We start from the raw sequence: 15,732 nt of genomic DNA on the forward strand, positions 1-15,732 counted from the left end.
CTAATTGCCCAGCAGCGCAAATGCTATTGTCGAAGCGTTAAAGAATATATGTATGAAAATCGAGCGGACTAACGAGCCGCTCTTTTCATAGGCATAACCCATCGAAACCGACAAAACAAAAATTGCCGGAAAATGCATTACCGGATGAAGTACTGCAAAAAGAGCTGAAGCGATAAAGATACTTGCCCAGGGACCATAAGCAATATTTCGCAGATAGCTTTGCAAAAGACCGCGGAAAACAAGCTCTTCAAAAATCGGCGTCAAAATCGTCGCAAAGAAAATCATCAGAAATCTTAAGCTCCACTGCTGATATTCGAGAATGACAGTCAATCCTTCGTTTCGCTCCATCTGGAAATCCGGGCCGACAAAAAATCTACCGAGATGCAGGACAATCAAAAGAGCAATAAACACCAGCGGCCAGGCTGCCGCGAAAATTGCCGCCGCCGAGGCGATATCGCGAAAGATTCCTTTGAACCGAAGACCGAAACCATACAAACCGTTTTCAAAATATTTTCGCACCGAGAAAATAATAAACACAATAACAATCATCTCAATCGCGACGAAAAATGCATAAGTGGCAAGTTTCTGCTGCCAGCCGAGCATTTCCGAAGTAATACTGTCAGCCAGATTCGAAGAAACAACATAAAGCGACAGCCAGCAGAAAATGACCACAAAAGGCAGGTAATAAGGCATAAAATTACGTCTTTGCTCTACTCTGTCGAGCGCCTTTGTCCCGAACCCAGTCATGGCAAGCCACCCGACAAGCAAAACAATGCCTGCCACATTCATAACCGATATAAAAATATAATATCCTGTCATAAAACCCGCCTTACTATTGCATAAACCGCCTGTTTGTATTAGATTATCTCTTTCTTTTCAAGGAATTAATGGCTATGGATATATTTAAAATCACAGGGCCTGTAAGGCTTGACGGCACAATTACAATCGGCGGCTCGAAAAACGCCGCTTTACCGATAATGGCAGCGACAATTCTCGCACCGGGCAAGAGCACCCTGCTCGGCATTCCGAATCTCAGCGATATAGAAGTAATGTGCAGACTGATGGAAGCTCTCGGCTGCAAAACAGAAAGTGTTAATGGGAAAATCACCATAGACTCGACAGTAATCGACAAACCTTTCGGCGATTATGAAATTGTGCGTAAGATGCGTGCCGGCATTTGCATTCTCGGCCCACTGCTCGCCCGATGCGGCAAAGCCGAAGTCTCAATGCCCGGCGGCTGCGCTATCGGATACAGGCCTGTAGATATTCATATCAGAGGCCTGCAGGAACTTGGCGCAAAAATCGAACTTAAAAACGGCTACATCGTCGCTCACTCAAACGGCGGTCTCAAAGGAGCGAATATATTTCTCGGCGGAGCATTCGGCTCAAGCGTACTTGCGACTGCGAATGTACTTTGCGCCGCGGTTCTTGCCAAAGGCAAAACCGTTATAGAATACGCCGCATGCGAGCCTGAAGTAACCGACCTTGCAAATTACCTTGTGAAAATGGGCGCAAAAATCATCGGCATCGGCTCACCTCAACTGACAATCCACGGCGTTAAAGAATTAAAACCAATAGAACACTCCGTCATACCCGACAGGATTGAGGCGGGCACTTTCCTTGCCGCCGCGGCGATAACAAAAGGCAGATTAAAACTGAAAAACTGCCGGCTCGACCATCTTATGGCGGCCGTTGACAAACTCAGAAGCATGAATGTCGCCATTGAAGAATTCTCTGACGGCTGCGAAGTTTCATCGAACGGCCACCTCGAAGCGACTGATATCACGACGCTTCCATATCCCGGATTTCCAACAGATTTGCAGGCGCAATTTATGGCTTGTCTGTGTCTGGCTAAGGGAAACAGCGTAATAACTGAAAAAATTTTTCCGGACAGATTTATGCATGTCGCCGAACTTGGGAGAATGGCCGCGAACCTCAGAAAAGAAGGGCCGCACGTTATAGTCTGCGGCGTTGAAAAACTTATTGCCGCTCCTGTTATGGCTTCCGACCTGCGGGCGTCTGCCGCTCTTGTCGTTGCCGCTCTGGCCGCTCACGGCGAAACAATCGTAAACCGCGTCTATCACATTGATAGAGGTTATGAAAGAATAGAGGAAAAGCTCAACGCCGTTGGAGCGAAAATAGAACGCCAGGCTACTTAAAACAGTGTTTTACACCAGTGCCAGAGTGACTTGAAAAAAGTTATAGCCTCATAGTCGCAAGTCGCAGCGCTGAAAACAAATTTGCCCGCCGCAAATTGCCCGAGTACATAAAAACCTGCCGCAAACTGCCCTATCGCGATTGCTGCCACTGCCGCTTGTCCCGCTGAAAACAATCCGGCGATACTAAATTGCCCCAGGGCAAAAATTATGGCGATTGAAAGCTGCCCGATGGCGATAATGCCCACCGAAAGCTGACCAATAGCAATTACGCCGATTGCTTTTCTGCCGACAGCGATAAACCCCTTTGCCCAGAGTCTTTCGCCTGTTTGAGGATTTATCCCGATTGTGATATGAACCAGCGGAAGAACACCTATTTTCAAATGGCTCGTGAATTCCCGAAACAGCATCCCGCTTTCATAGAGATATTTGCGCGTTACTCCCCACGTATTTTGAGAAATAACATAATCAGGCTGTTGATTCAGTAAATTACCCATAATCGCTGCCTCGGACTAAGCCTTTTTCTTACAAGTGCCATACAGATGACACTTGAATCAGTGTTCTGTAGGTTTTTTTAACTTTTATACCGATATTATAAGTGAAATTGGCAGCAGAGTCGAGAAAATTTGTTTCTCGAATCAGCCCGTTTGCAGACTGGACGAGCCTGTGAAACGAAACAAATGCTGCATTTTTAGCCCAGTCGGGCTGCTTAAAGGGGGCCGGCCCGACAGGTTTTTTTAACACACTAATCAACAAGCTTTTTTCTGTAAAGTTTCGAATCGAGCGATTTTACAAAGCTTGTCCAGTTGGAGTCGCCCGGCTCGCTATCAATCTTGTCGGTTACCTGATTCATTTTAGCGTCTATATTGTCAAGGTAGCTTATCAAAAACGCCTCGGCCGTCATAGGCAGTTTCGGCGAACCGAATTCATACTGGCCGTGATGAGAAAGAATTATATGTTCAAGACTTTCGAGAATCTGCCTGTCAATGGCAACGCCGGTCTTTTCGAGCGCATCCGCTTTTTTCTCGACCATTGTAACAGTCAGCACAATGTGCCCTATCAATTGGCCGCTGTCGGTATATCCGAACGCCATCCCGTACGAAAGCTCTTCGGTCTTGCCCATATCGTGCAGAAATATCCCCGCCAGCACAAGGTCACTCTGAAGCTGGGGATAAAACGGCATCATCGCCTTTGCGACATTCAGCATATTATTGGTATGTTCGAGCAGGCCGCCGATATAGCTGTGATGATTCGCGGTTCCGCCCGGTGCTGTACAGAAATTTTTCATCAGTTCTTTATCTGAAATGAATGCGTTTACGAGCGATTTCAAAAAAGGATTTTTTATTTCGGAAACAATTTTTACAGTATCATCGAACATTTGTTCGATATTTTTTTCGGTCCTCGGCAGATAATCGTTGATGTCCACCTTCTCGGCGGGCACAGTGGATATACGGTCCCCTACAATCTGCATCGCGTTCTGATAGATTTCGCTTCTGCCCCTTATATGAGCGAATCCTTCTTTCGGCAGTGAATTATAAAGTTCTTCCGTTGCCTGCCAGATTCTGCCGTTGACTCTGCCGGTCTTATCGCTGACAAACATCGCGATATACAAATCTCCCCGCGTAGTACTGCGAAGGATAGGCTGACTAATCATATAAACGTCATCGATTGTAGTGCCGGGCTGCAGTTGTTCTATAAAAATATGCGCCATATCATCTCCAAAAAAGGTGAAATTAATATAGCCGGAGTATTGCTATAAGGCAAGTAAAAGATTTGAAATAGAGTTATAGCCTATCTGGCCGGGGTCTGCTGAATCCTCGTGGTGATTTCAGCTATCTGTTCGTTAAGCTTTTTTAATGTTTCCACATTATACTGCTGTGTAGCTGAAAGGCTTTTTTGGGTCTGTAAAAGTTTTTCTCTTGTCTGCTGAAATTCTGTCTGCAAATCGGCAAAAGCCTTTTGATTTCTCTGTGCTTCCGACTGCCAGTTCATACTGTCAAGTTCGTACAGTTTTGCCTTTTGACGAGAGCTTTCATATTCACTTAGAAGATTATTAATATTTGCGTATGCCAGATTGAGTTTTTGCTGCTGCAGTTTTCTGTCCATGCTCGACCATGTATACGCCGCGATACTTATAACCAGCGCGATAGTCGCAGCTACCGAGACTATCTTCCATGCAGATGTGGTCTTCACCGCATCGGTAAATTTTCTGCCAGTTGATATTCTGAACTGGCTGATCTCCGGGGCGACCTTATTAACTCTGCTGGTCGCAGCGGCTCGACTTTCCTCCTGAGCGAAAAAATTCAAATCAGGTATGGCAACAGGTTTGGCAACAATATTTTCCTTATTTACCTGCCGCTCAGAGGGCAAAAGCGGTATCTGAGGCTGAAAGATTTTATTTACCAGTCCTGAAATCCTCTGGACCTGAGCGGCTGTATCTATCGGCTCGGGCTTATGGTCGTCATCCTGACGTGCGTTCTTGTAAACATCCAGCGGCAAATCAACTATGTATGTCCTGTCTTTATGTTTTCTAACCTGAACTACACCAAGCTTGGCGCATTCCTGCACAACGCCGGTTGATACTCCCTGACTGGTTGCATATTGCTGCACTGTAAGAAGTGATTTTTTTCTGCTGAAAATCGGCCCGCTGAACGAACTTTTTTCACTGTCTGAAGACATAGATTCTTTCCACAAAAAAGCCCTAAACTACATATATTTTCGGACTTTTTATGTAAATTCTTGAATTTAAAGGCTTAAAAACCTTTGTCGGTAAAAATTCTTCCTGCCGATTTCAAATCAAAACAAACTTTTGCAGGGCGGATATCGCTTTTGTTCCTATAAAATCGCATAATTTCGCTTAAAAACCGGGGTTTGGTATCTGAGACAAGGGAAAAAGCATCAAAAAGTCCCCTCCATATTGTGCCGATGAAAAGATAAAGGCCTTATGGGGTAAAAATTAAATTTGTGAAGACACTATGAAAGTACTTATTGCAGAAGATGATACTGCCTCAAGGATTGTCCTGAAAAACCACCTTCAAAAGTGGGGGTATCAGGTTTTTGCGGCAGAGGATGGCAACAAAGCCTGGGAAATGATTCAGACCTGCCGGCCGGAAATCGCCCTGGTAGACTGGATGATGCCCGGCATTGACGGTCTTGAACTCTGTAAAAAAATACGTTCTCATACCAAAGATAACTACCTTTATATAATTTTTCTGACATCGAAAAATGATAATCAGGATATCGTAACGGCACTGGATACCGGGGCAGATGATTTTCTAAGCAAGCCGTTCGATAAAAATATACTCTGCAGCAAAATGGCTGTCGGCGTAAGAATCGTCAACTATGAAAACGAAATGAAAATCGCCAGACAAAAGGCCGAAGAAGCCCAGATAAAACTTGAAAGGCTTAATCTTCAGCTTGAACTTACGTATAAGAAACTTGTGGACGCCGCACATTCCGCCGGAATGGCGGAAGTCGCCGTTAATGTGCTGCACAATGTCGGCAACGCGTTAAACAGCGTCAACGTATCGGCAGGCCTCATCAGTGAAAAAATTTCCAAATCAGAAATCACTAACCTCCAGAAACTATCGAATATGCTCAAGCATATTGATAATCTCGCTGATTTTTTAACGAACGACCCTCAGGGCAGACATGTTCCGGAATATCTTGCCGAGGCAAGCGAACATCTCGCCTGTCAGCGAAATGAGATTATCGAAAATTTGCGTTCGCTCATAGAAAATGTCGATCATATCAAGGATATTGTCCATACGCAGCAACTCTATACCGGAATCGAACACCAGCAGGATTATGTGTCTCTGCCCGAGCTTATCGAAAACGCAATCGAGATAAATAACGCCGGACTTGAAAGAAATAATATTGAGGTCATCCGCGAGCATGAGGATTTCGGAAAAATCCTTATCGACAAACAGCGGGTTCTCCAAATACTCGTAAGCCTTATTGACAACGCCGAATATGCACTTGCCGAAAGTCAGAATAAGCCCAGGCTGCTGAAAATTCGTGTCGTCAAACCCGGCCGTCGCAGGGTGAGAATAGAAATTTCTGACAATGGAACCGGCATAAAAGCGGAAAATTTGAACAAAATTTTCGAACGGGGCTTTACAACAAAACCATCCGGGCATGGTTTCGGACTGCATAGCTGCCTGCTTGCGGCAAAAGGTATGCAGGGCGCCATAACCGTAAAAAGTTCAGGCCAAAATCAGGGGGCAACATTTATATTCGAACTTCCCTTAAAAAAAGCTGAGGTAAAAAATGAAAAATGCAACTGAAATAAAAAACCGGAGAATTCTCGTAATCGACGACAAAGAATCCATACATGAAGACTTCAGACAGATACTTTCCGATGTTACGCACAATGATTCGCTCGACCGCGCAAGGACCGCTGTCTTCGGTAAGGAGTCAAACGATTATTCCGTCACCTTCGACGTTGATTGCGCATTTGACGGCCACGAAGGTCTTGAAAAAATCATAGAGGCCAATCGGCAGGGAAATCCCTACGCCGTGGCTTTTGTCGATATGAGGATGGATTCCAACCTGGACGGCATTGAAACGATAGAAAGGCTGTGGAAAGTTCAGCCCAAGCTTCAGATTGTTATCTGCACTGCATATTCCGACTATTCCTGGTCGGAGATTATTGACAGGCTCGGCGAAGCAGAAAGATTTTTAATCCTTAAGAAGCCTTTCGATAATATTGAAGTCCGCCAGATGGCCTGTGCCCTTACGGAAAAATGGGAACTTCTGAACAATCTCGACAGTCTCGTACAGGAAAGAACGTCTCAGATTACCGAAACACGCGACATCGCCGTCTTTGTGCTCGCTTCACTGGCCGAATCGAGGGACCCGGAAACCGGCGAACACCTCGAAAGAATAAGAAGTTACTGTCACATTCTCGCTGAAGAACTGCGAAAAAACAGTCCTTATGCCGAATGGATTGACGACAGATTTATGGAAGACCTTTATCGTTCGAGTCCTCTGCATGATATCGGCAAAATTGGAATTCCAGACAGTATCCTGCTCAAGCCGGGCACTCTCACTGATGACGAGTTTGAAATAATGAAACAACATTCTCTTATCGGCGCCGAGGCTCTCGGCAACACCATAAAAACCGCTACCGGCGCAAGTTTTCTGCAAATGGCCGCCGACATCGCCAGGTATCATCACGAAAGATTTGACGGCACCGGTTATCCTGACGGTTTAAAGAGTCAGGAAATTCCTCTTGCCGCGCGTATAGTTGCCCTTGCTGATGTTTACGATGCCCTGACCAGTTCGAGGGTTTATAAGCCGGCGTTTCGTTCGGAGATTGCTTACACGATGATTAAGGAAGAACGGGGCAAACATTTTGACCCGTTAATCGTTGACGCGTTCCTCGCCAGATATGAAGACTTTACGCAGGTACACACTCTGACAGAAGCAGAAAAAGTCGATTCCCTCGTATAACAACTAAAACAGGCGCCTTTGAAAAAAGGCGCCTGTTTCATTCACTTAGCCCCAAGGGGATTTGAAACCCTTTTGCTAACGGCAGTACACCGGACAATCTCGAACAGCAAACAGATATATGAAGAAATGTATGAAATGAAACAGGAACAGGCAGTATAATTAGCAAGCCAAGTACCCTCATCTGTTCAGCACCTGACCATTCAGAGGTCTCATCAGTATAATATATTAGTTTTTTCGATATTATATTGCTAATGTGCATTTTCCCCCCTGATGACCTGCCATGGCGTCAATAGCAGAATCCCTATATCAAAAGCAAAAGACCAGTTTTTAACATAATACAGGTCGTAAATCAATCTTTTCCTTAGAGATGTATTACCTCTAAAACCATTCACTTGTGCCCATCCTGTTATTCCTGCCTTGACTTTATGTCTTAGCATATACCTTCTATACTCTTCAGAAAATTGTTTTACAAAACAGGGGCGTTCCGGCCGGGGACCAACCAAACTCAAATCTCCTTTTAGCACATTTATAAGTTGTGGTAATTCATCAAGGCTTGTTCTCCGCAGCCACCTGCCGACTGAAGTACATCTATTATCATTTTGAATGGACCACTGCGGCCCATTTTTTTCTTCTGCATTAGTTATCATTGTACGAAATTTTATGATTTCAAATTCTTTTTGATCCAAACCCATCCGAACTTGTTTATAGAAGACCGGTCCTTTGCTTGTTAGTTTGATTAGCAATGCAATAATAATCATAGGAAATGAAAATAAAATAATTAATAGAGTTGCTATTAACGTATCAAAAATTTGTTTAAGGATAACCATATGGCCGCTCAATGGCGAATCGGCCGCAGAAAACAAAATTTGTGAACCAATAGAAAAAACTACAGGTTGGTTGATTGAAATTAAATTACCCCAATCAGGAATAATTCTTATCGTTATGCCGGCACTTTGCAGGGATTCAAGATAAGGAAACATTTTTAATGCTTCGCCGCCATCCAGCGTAAGATAAACCTCATCTACTCTATTGGATTTGACGAGATCTATAATTTTTTCAATTGGTCCATATACATCCGTCCCTAATATTTGAGTGCCGATAACTTCAGGGTCATTATCTATGAAGAAAGCACATTTCAAACCAGTCCAATTCATTTGCTGGATATCCTCTACAAGCTGTATTCCTTTTCTGCCGGCTCCTATTACAGCATAATATCTGAGATTATAGCCTCTTTTTCTAAAAAATCTTAAAATGCTCATTATAAGAAGATGTGAAAAGAAAAAACCTAAAAGCAGCATAAATACAAATACAGTCAAAAGTTTTCTTGAGTAAGGAACATCCTTTATGTAGTAAAAAAAAGCCAAAAGAAGCATCCAGCCGAGTAAAGTCGCTTTCAATACTTCAATGAATTGCTTTAAGATATTTTGAATTCGCTTAGGTTTGTAAAGTCCTCCCCATAGACAGCCTATATAACAAATACATACAACAGGAATAAGCAATAACAAATGGTTTTTGAAGGAAGGTATTCCTTTGGTGGATACAAATAGCCCGGAATAGAATCTCAGAAAATAAACAATAATCCAGCAAAAACAAATAATCGCTATATCAATAATAGAACGAAGGAACGAGAGAAAAGTTGTATGCATCCTCAACATAAAAATAAATCCATTCTGCTAAAAATAAGACCAAATACACAGGTTTATTGCTATAAACTCAATATTTTTCAATTGCCAGATTGTTTTTTACCAAAAGATTTTTAATCAGTCCAGAAAAATTTTACTTAGTCTTATTTGAGAATAATGGGGATTTTTTTGGGGGGAAGGTCATATACAAACTTAAGAATTAAGACTTTATTGCATTGTGAATGAATTTTTGAAATGCTTCTTTGTAGAGTTGTCGGCCAAACCGCAGAATGTTATTTCTGCAATTAATAGATTTAATTTTGTTTCTGTTTTGCTCAAAAAACAAAATTGCTTCTCGCAAACTCTCAGGGGTTTGTTTGTAAAAAAATATTCCGGTGGCTATATCCTGATTGGAATCGGTACTATTTAATCCAATTACAGTTTCCAGAGCACCTCCCCTGCCAAAAGCTATAACAGGTTTGCCGCAAGCTTGTGCCTCCAGTGGTACAATTCCAAAATCCTCTTCGCCAGGAAACAGCAAAGCAGTACATTTTTGCATATAATCAGCTACTTCATTATCGCTGGCATTTTCTATAAAAGATATATTGGCTGAGGCAGAACATTTAAGTTTCTGCAATTGTGGACCATTGCCAATTACCAGAAGTTTTGCGGCTAAATTGTTGAAAGCATCAATAGCTATATCTACCCGTTTATATGGAACCAATGCAGAAACGATAAGAAAATAACCCTCATCCACGTTAGACAAAGTGAAACGTTCATAATCAACCGGCGGATAAATAACAACTGAATCTCTTTTATAGGCCTGATAGATTCTATTTTGAACATATTTGCTGTTTGCTATGAAATGAGTCACTCTCGCTGCGGTATTTCTGTCATATTTTTTGAGATAGTCAAGCATAAAACCAGCAGGTATCTTCTTTATAAAATTCAAACTCTTAAGATACTCATTTCGCATCTGCCACGCATATCGCATCGGTGTATGGCAATAACATATGTGTGGTATATTTTTAGGAACTCTAACATTTTTCGCGACGCAATGACTAAAACTGATTACAAGATTATAATCAGTTAAATCAAACTGTTGTATTGCATGGCTAAAAAGAGGTAAATATCTTCTGAAACTTTTGATATTACAGGGTAATTTCTGAATATATGACGTGCGGATTCTATGCGATTCGATGGTTGTTGATACAGTTCCAGGGAAATAAATTAATGTAAAAATGTCCGCTTGCGGATATATTTCGCAAACTGCCTCAAGGCATCTTTCGCCCCCTCTCATACCTGTCAGCCAGTCACAGATTAAGGCTATCTTCATTCCTTATAACACTTTCTCTTATGATGAGAAGCTTGTTCCAGAATTTTTTGTATTTTAGCGGCTGTCTGATTCCACGAAAACCTGCCGGCTTGTTTTATACCTTGGGCCCGAAGACTTTTCCTAAGTGATAAATTTCTGACTATTTCATTTATTGCCTCGGCAATTGCGTCTGTGTTTTCCGAATTTATTAACATACAAGCGGTGCCGGCTACCTCGGGTAATGCAGTGCAATTTGAAGTAATTACCGGTGTACCGCATGCCATTGCCTCCAATACAGGCAGGCCAAAGCCTTCATATAAAGATGGAAATACAAATGCTTCTGCGCCACGGTAGTACGAAGGCATCTTTTCTTCCGATATCAGCCCCGCAAAGACAACGTCATTTGCCAATTTTTTTTCTTTAACTAAAGCTGTCGATGATGCATCTAATTCACCTGCCAGAAGCAATTTCACATCTTTTTTCACACCCGAGCACAGGAATGCATCAAGTAATCTCGACAGGTTCTTATGAGGTTTATAATTGCCGACCCAAAAAATGTACGGATAACCGGGAGTATATCTTTTGCCGTCAGGACAATATTCTTTCGATACACCATTACCGACATTGACAACTCTGTCCTCTGATACATTGCTCCACTCGATAATGCTGCGTCGCGAAAATTCCGATACAGTTACGACTTTAAAAGCCCTGTGACAGGCCGGTTTTAAAATCAGGTCATAGTAAGTCCGTTTAAATACGCCCGGATTGGAGACAAACTGTATATGATTCAAATCATGAATTGTAAAAACAAAAGGTACGCTGCTATACAAGGGCGGATTAAAGCCGGGAGTGTAAAATACAGAAGGATTAGTTTTTTTTATTAACCAGCTTATATAAAAAGGATTAAGAGGATGGAGAGGCGGAAGTTTTCCTTGTATCGGCAGAACATTCGGCAATCGTTTAATCACCTCTTCTGCAAAGCGGCCAATACCGTGAGAGCCTATCCATCTGGCGTCAAACAGAATCATTATTGTCAGACTTTTGTTTAATTATCTGAAGTTCGTAATGAATTTCCCTGGCAGGGAAAATGTGCGCAAAGAACACCTCGTAGAACTTTGTGAACTTATTTGCGAGCAACCCCAAACCGAGCCAATTTTGCAACCTAAACCATTTAAACCTTTTCCACTCCCAAAATCTTATTTCAACCTTTAGTTTGCGGAATTTCACATCGGAATAGTAGCCAAACGACTCAAAATCTCCGGTAAAATAATCAAAGCTTCTGGCTGTAAAAAAGTGTTTGTGAGTAGGGTCGGTAAAAGCATCGACGCTTGTAAAATATGGAGCGTTAATCAGAACATGAGCGTCTGGTTTTGCAATCCTGTGCACTTCTTCCATTACCCTGACGACATCATCTAAATGCTCAATGCTATGATTAATGACTATTGTATCAAACTCGTTATTTCCAAAAGGATAAGGGAATATATCTAAATTGTGAATAATGTCAGCGTTGGTATTTTTGTTAAAATCTATCCCAATAGCGCCGGGATATTTATTTTTACCGCAGCCAAGGTCAAGAATTTTATTGGTTGAATTCTTATTCATCTTCAACTATATTTCCGATGTATCTATTACGAAAGGTTTATTCTCTAATATACCTGCGCATATCAAATCAAGATATTTATTTCTGCCGGAACGGAGTTCATCTAAGTTTTTGATATTGATTCCAACAACATTGTTCCATGTTCGATTAATAGTGTAATTAAATGGGATAAATCTTCTGAAGAAATAATAATAAGCATATTTTCTTGCTTTTTCGATTAGCTCAGGAGAATTTTTCTTGAGGTTTGAAAGATTATCCAGCAGGGAAAAATATTCTGCTTTGGAATCAGCATCATACGTAAATCCTTTGCCTCTGTAAAATGCTTCTCCCCCAACAATCACCGGAATGCCTTTAATGGCAAATTCAAGGCCCACTTTTGTAGTATAAACTAAAGCCGTACTAACTAACTCACTTAAAGTATAAGTGCTTATATCACTTCGTGAATCAACAACTTTTATGTTGTCGGGTAAATCAGGGAATTTATCGCGTATTAGCGGGTAAAGCTTTTGCTGCGTTTCGACAGTACTTTTTACTTCCGCAGGATGTATGCGGATGACAAGCTGCAAGTCGGGCCGTTTAATAAAAAAGCTAATAGTTTCCATAATCCACTCTACCATACTACTAAAGGCGGTATCATGAAAAACGACCTGGCCGTCCCAGGAAAGATTTGTAAACAGGCCTACGGTTTTTTTGGATACGTTTAACCCCAATTCTTTTATTATTTTTAACTTACTCTCCAAAGGATTGGGGTGATAAGAAATAAAATCCTGAGAGCCCCATCTTCTTGAATCCAAATAGCCATCCAACATTTTTCTGTGCTGCTCTGAGAAACTCAAATTCTCCCAGTTATCGATCGACTCATCCTGCAAAGTCCTATGATAGGTATCATTATGGCTGAAAAGATAGGTATTTTTTCTGTACGCCGGCGTAAAAACAACTATATGAATACCTTGCTTCTTGGCATATTCTGCAAAAATTCCTGTCGTACAATAAATTCCATGATGCATCACTACCGAGTCAGGCCTTAATTCTTCGATGATTTTCTTGCTGATTTGGGCCATTATAATGGCGCTTTTCATATATTCCCGGCAAATACTTTTCGTAAAATTATCGTTCCCTATAGACCCCTTCAGTAAATAACGTAACACAGAAGAATAAACATGTTTGCCGATATCGACGCCGAGATATTCGAAGCCAAAGTAATCTTCAAATTTTATAGAATCAACTATTTCTTCAGCTTTGTTGATTTGATGCTGATTAATAAATTGACTAAAAAAATGATATGGCAGTTTGAAACTGCTATAGATTCTTTTAGCCGCAGTACCGCAAGCTTTACACAGCAATTCAGCATCAGATGTTGTGACAAAAGGCAAATCGCAAACAGGTAAAATCCTGTCACAAATAATCATTTCAGAATATGCGCCTCGGGAATTTAAGCTATGTGCCAAAAGACCTTCAATGACAGGAAGCATATTTGGTCTACCCTGTACTGTAAAAAAGAGCACTTTTTTATTATGACTATTATTGTTTGAATACGGCAGGTTATTTTTTTTAGAAACTATACTTTTAATCTGAGCACACAAACGCATGTCTAAAAGTTCGGCAACGTAAAACTTCGTAATTCCCTTAATGTCCATCCAGTCAAGTAATTTAATAATAGCATTTGTCATTCAGACGCCTTTTGTCTTTTGCTCAAGAGTAGTTCGGCAAATTCAAAATCAATCAAATCATCTATATCCACAGAATCGACTTTATTCATTAAATAAGGTCTGCAATCATCGCCAAAAAAAGAGTTCTTTTTCATCAAAGTTTCATATTTAAAGGCGTAAATCGCCGCTCCGTTTCTGACATAAAACGCCGGTTTTGCCTGCCTTTGAGTATATTTTTCGCTGTTGGCTATAAAGGGAACAAGTTTGCCATCTCTAATTTCCATTACCGAATATGGATTACACTGATGATGTATATGCATCACACTGACCACAGAATCGGTGCCTGTTTCAATTAAAATTTTAAGTGCCTCATCGATATGCAGGGCTTTTCTTAACGGCGAAGTTGGCTGCAATATAACAATGTAATCCGGTTTGTAATTTTCTTTCTCTTCTAAAAAACTAACAGCGTGTTTTATGACTGGTAAAGAAGGGGTATCGTCCTGAGCCAATTCTTTAGGCCTGAAAAAAGGGACTTCTATTTTATTATCTCCGGCGATTTCAGCGATTTTCTCATCATCCGTAGATATGATGATGCGATTCAAAAGTTTGCTGGCCTTTGCCGCTTCAAAAGTATATTCGACCAACGGTCTGCCGAGCAAAAGTTTGATGTTTTTGTAAGGAACAGCTTTTGAGCCGCCGCGGGCCGGTATAACAGCCAGTATTTTTGATTTCATTTTTGTTTCAATATCAATAAAAATTCTGCTTTTGAATGTTTATATTACATTTAGATAATATATCAGCTATCCTTTCTCCTGCATTTCCATTTCCATAGATGTGTTCTGAATTATATTTTCCATGTTTTATCTGTTTTTTTATCGCGTTGACAATTTGCTTACGGTCACAATCCACATCAATAACATTTTTGCCTCTCTGTCTTCCATTCTGCCTGGAGCCTATATTTACTGCGGGGGTACCAATAAAGGCGCCTTCACGTATCGCACTGCTGGTATTGCCGATGACACATTTACAGGTATCCATCAGCCTTATATATACTTCAGGAGGCAGATTTTTAAATAAATGTAAATAATTAGCATTGTTACGCTCTCTGAATGTTCTTATTCCCTTTGCTATATCTTCAGAGCCGGCGTCAACATTCGGCCAAAGCATTATAGTGGGCATCTTAAGAGTGTCTAATGCAAAGAGAGTTTCCTCGATTTGCTTCCTGCCTTGACCGTATTCTGTGGTTACAGGATGTTGCACAACCAGCAAAAAAGGCTTACTGAAACTGAATGTCTCACCGACACCTTTAAACTCTTTAAATATATTCCTGTTTAATTTATTTTTCCGTTTTAGAACACTTTTAACCAAATCTATCCTTGGGCAACCCACTACATGGACATTTTCAGGTCTTTCACCCATTTTGATAATCCTATCCGCACTTTCCTGATTTGCAGGAAAATGGATGTGTGCCAACTTTGTAACTGCATGTCTTATACTTTCATCTATCGTTCCTGAGATTTCTCCTCCCATAGTATGAGCCAGAGTAATATTCATTAATATCGCAGCTACTGCAACAGTAATTATCTCAAAACGGTCGCCGACAGTAATAACAATATCCGGTTTCAGGTTTAAAAACAATGTAGACAACTCCAGCAAGCCAAGTCCTGCAGATTTTGCCATAGTTGCCGGCGTTTCACCTTCTACAATCATATGAAAAACAGCATCTGGAATAAACCCGTCTTTTTTAATCAAATTTACCACTGAACCAAAACGGTCGAGCACGGCTGATGAGCCTACAATCAACTGATGCTCTAATCGAGGATGTTTGCCAATCGCCTCTATTACAGATTTAATGCTGCTATAATTTGCACGGTTGGCAATGACTATGCAAATCTTCTTTTTTTTCATCAACAGGTCCTTTCTTATTTCTTGCTAT

14 protein-coding genes are annotated in these 15,732 nt (G+C 41.2%); 3 read left to right on the forward strand and 11 right to left on the reverse strand.

Going from position 1 to position 15,732, the window contains the following annotated elements; all coding sequences use genetic code 11:
- Positions 1 to 819, reverse strand: coding sequence for a CPBP family intramembrane glutamic endopeptidase (locus WC496_04165; protein MFA5292212.1), 819 nt, complete (start codon positions 817 to 819; stop codon positions 1 to 3).
- Between the two features lie 74 nt (positions 820 to 893).
- On the opposite strand from WC496_04165, the gene murA reads away from it, so the two are divergent.
- Positions 894 to 2,159 carry a UDP-N-acetylglucosamine 1-carboxyvinyltransferase gene (gene murA, locus WC496_04170; protein MFA5292213.1) on the forward strand — a complete coding sequence of 422 codons (1,266 nt, stop codon included), beginning with the start codon at positions 894 to 896 and terminating at the stop codon, positions 2,157 to 2,159.
- On the opposite strand, the gene WC496_04175 is transcribed toward murA, so the two are convergent.
- The 3 genes from WC496_04175 to WC496_04185 all read right to left on the reverse strand — a co-directional run bounded on the left by WC496_04175 (position 2,156) and on the right by WC496_04185 (position 4,835).
- Entirely contained in the window at positions 2,156 to 2,653 is a 498-nt protein-coding gene (locus tag WC496_04175; GenBank protein MFA5292214.1) for a hypothetical protein, read from the reverse strand. The two genes, murA and WC496_04175, sit on opposite strands and share 4 nt — an antisense overlap.
- Before the next feature lie 248 nt (positions 2,654 to 2,901).
- Positions 2,902 to 3,867 (reverse strand): HD domain-containing protein, encoded by a 966-nt coding sequence (locus tag WC496_04180; GenBank protein ID MFA5292215.1) that lies wholly within the window; start codon positions 3,865 to 3,867, stop codon positions 2,902 to 2,904.
- 80 nt (positions 3,868 to 3,947) lie between these two features.
- Positions 3,948 to 4,835, reverse strand: a complete 888-nt coding sequence (locus WC496_04185) for a hypothetical protein (protein ID MFA5292216.1) — start codon at positions 4,833 to 4,835, stop codon at positions 3,948 to 3,950.
- A 296-nt stretch (positions 4,836 to 5,131) separates the two neighbouring features.
- On the opposite strand from WC496_04185, the gene WC496_04190 reads away from it, so the two are divergent.
- Entirely contained in the window at positions 5,132 to 6,442 is a 1,311-nt protein-coding gene (locus WC496_04190) for a response regulator (GenBank protein MFA5292217.1), read from the forward strand.
- A complete protein-coding gene (locus WC496_04195) occupies positions 6,426 to 7,610 on the forward strand; it encodes an HD domain-containing phosphohydrolase (GenBank protein ID MFA5292218.1) in 1,185 nt (394 codons plus the stop codon). The genes WC496_04190 and WC496_04195 overlap by 17 nt, the downstream gene beginning before the upstream one ends.
- Before the next feature lie 248 nt (positions 7,611 to 7,858).
- Here WC496_04195 and WC496_04200 read toward each other — a convergent pair whose 3' ends face one another.
- From WC496_04200 to neuC, 7 genes are all read right to left on the reverse strand, one after another.
- Positions 7,859 to 9,265, reverse strand: coding sequence for an undecaprenyl-phosphate glucose phosphotransferase (locus tag WC496_04200; protein ID MFA5292219.1), 1,407 nt, complete (start codon positions 9,263 to 9,265; stop codon positions 7,859 to 7,861).
- Positions 9,266 to 9,452: 187 nt separating this feature from the next.
- Positions 9,453 to 10,568, reverse strand: a complete 1,116-nt coding sequence (locus WC496_04205; GenBank protein ID MFA5292220.1) for a glycosyltransferase — start codon at positions 10,566 to 10,568, stop codon at positions 9,453 to 9,455.
- Entirely contained in the window at positions 10,565 to 11,575 is a 1,011-nt protein-coding gene (locus WC496_04210) for a glycosyltransferase family 1 protein (protein MFA5292221.1), read from the reverse strand. Before WC496_04210 ends, WC496_04205 begins: the two co-directional genes overlap by 4 nt.
- A complete protein-coding gene (locus WC496_04215; protein ID MFA5292222.1) occupies positions 11,562 to 12,149 on the reverse strand; it encodes a class I SAM-dependent methyltransferase in 588 nt (195 codons plus the stop codon). The genes WC496_04210 and WC496_04215 overlap by 14 nt, the downstream gene beginning before the upstream one ends.
- Before the next feature lie 6 nt (positions 12,150 to 12,155).
- Entirely contained in the window at positions 12,156 to 13,817 is a 1,662-nt protein-coding gene (locus WC496_04220; protein ID MFA5292223.1) for a hypothetical protein, read from the reverse strand.
- The gene (locus WC496_04225) at positions 13,814 to 14,530 is read right to left on the reverse strand and encodes an acylneuraminate cytidylyltransferase family protein (GenBank protein ID MFA5292224.1); all 717 of its coding nucleotides are present in this window, start codon (positions 14,528 to 14,530) and stop codon (positions 13,814 to 13,816) included. The genes WC496_04220 and WC496_04225 overlap by 4 nt, the downstream gene beginning before the upstream one ends.
- Positions 14,531 to 14,543: 13 nt before the next feature.
- Positions 14,544 to 15,704 (reverse strand): UDP-N-acetylglucosamine 2-epimerase, encoded by a 1,161-nt coding sequence (gene neuC / locus WC496_04230; protein ID MFA5292225.1) that lies wholly within the window; start codon positions 15,702 to 15,704, stop codon positions 14,544 to 14,546.
- Positions 15,705 to 15,732: the final 28 nt, after the last annotated feature.

It is taken from the genome of Phycisphaerae bacterium (assembly GCA_041652575.1).
GTDB lineage: Bacteria > Planctomycetota > Phycisphaerae > Sedimentisphaerales > UBA12454 > UBA12454.

Excerpts from the sequence above, each read along its gene's own strand:
- WC496_04165 (MFA5292212.1), bottom strand. The coding sequence starts at position 819 with ATGACAGGATATTATATTTTTATATCGGTTATGAATGTGGCAGGCATT.
- murA (MFA5292213.1), top strand. The coding sequence starts at position 894 with ATGGATATATTTAAAATCACAGGGCCTGTAAGGCTTGACGGCACAATT.
- WC496_04175 (MFA5292214.1), bottom strand. The coding sequence starts at position 2,653 with ATGGGTAATTTACTGAATCAACAGCCTGATTATGTTATTTCTCAAAAT.
- WC496_04180 (MFA5292215.1), bottom strand. The coding sequence starts at position 3,867 with ATGGCGCATATTTTTATAGAACAACTGCAGCCCGGCACTACAATCGAT.
- WC496_04185 (MFA5292216.1), bottom strand. The coding sequence starts at position 4,835 with ATGTCTTCAGACAGTGAAAAAAGTTCGTTCAGCGGGCCGATTTTCAGC.
- WC496_04190 (MFA5292217.1), top strand. The coding sequence starts at position 5,132 with ATGAAAGTACTTATTGCAGAAGATGATACTGCCTCAAGGATTGTCCTG.
- WC496_04195 (MFA5292218.1), top strand. The coding sequence starts at position 6,426 with ATGAAAAATGCAACTGAAATAAAAAACCGGAGAATTCTCGTAATCGAC.
- WC496_04200 (MFA5292219.1), bottom strand. The coding sequence starts at position 9,265 with ATGTTGAGGATGCATACAACTTTTCTCTCGTTCCTTCGTTCTATTATT.
- WC496_04205 (MFA5292220.1), bottom strand. The coding sequence starts at position 10,568 with ATGAAGATAGCCTTAATCTGTGACTGGCTGACAGGTATGAGAGGGGGC.
- WC496_04210 (MFA5292221.1), bottom strand. The coding sequence starts at position 11,575 with ATGATTCTGTTTGACGCCAGATGGATAGGCTCTCACGGTATTGGCCGC.
- WC496_04215 (MFA5292222.1), bottom strand. The coding sequence starts at position 12,149 with ATGAATAAGAATTCAACCAATAAAATTCTTGACCTTGGCTGCGGTAAA.
- WC496_04220 (MFA5292223.1), bottom strand. The coding sequence starts at position 13,817 with ATGACAAATGCTATTATTAAATTACTTGACTGGATGGACATTAAGGGA.
- WC496_04225 (MFA5292224.1), bottom strand. The coding sequence starts at position 14,530 with ATGAAATCAAAAATACTGGCTGTTATACCGGCCCGCGGCGGCTCAAAA.
- neuC (MFA5292225.1), bottom strand. The coding sequence starts at position 15,704 with ATGAAAAAAAAGAAGATTTGCATAGTCATTGCCAACCGTGCAAATTAT.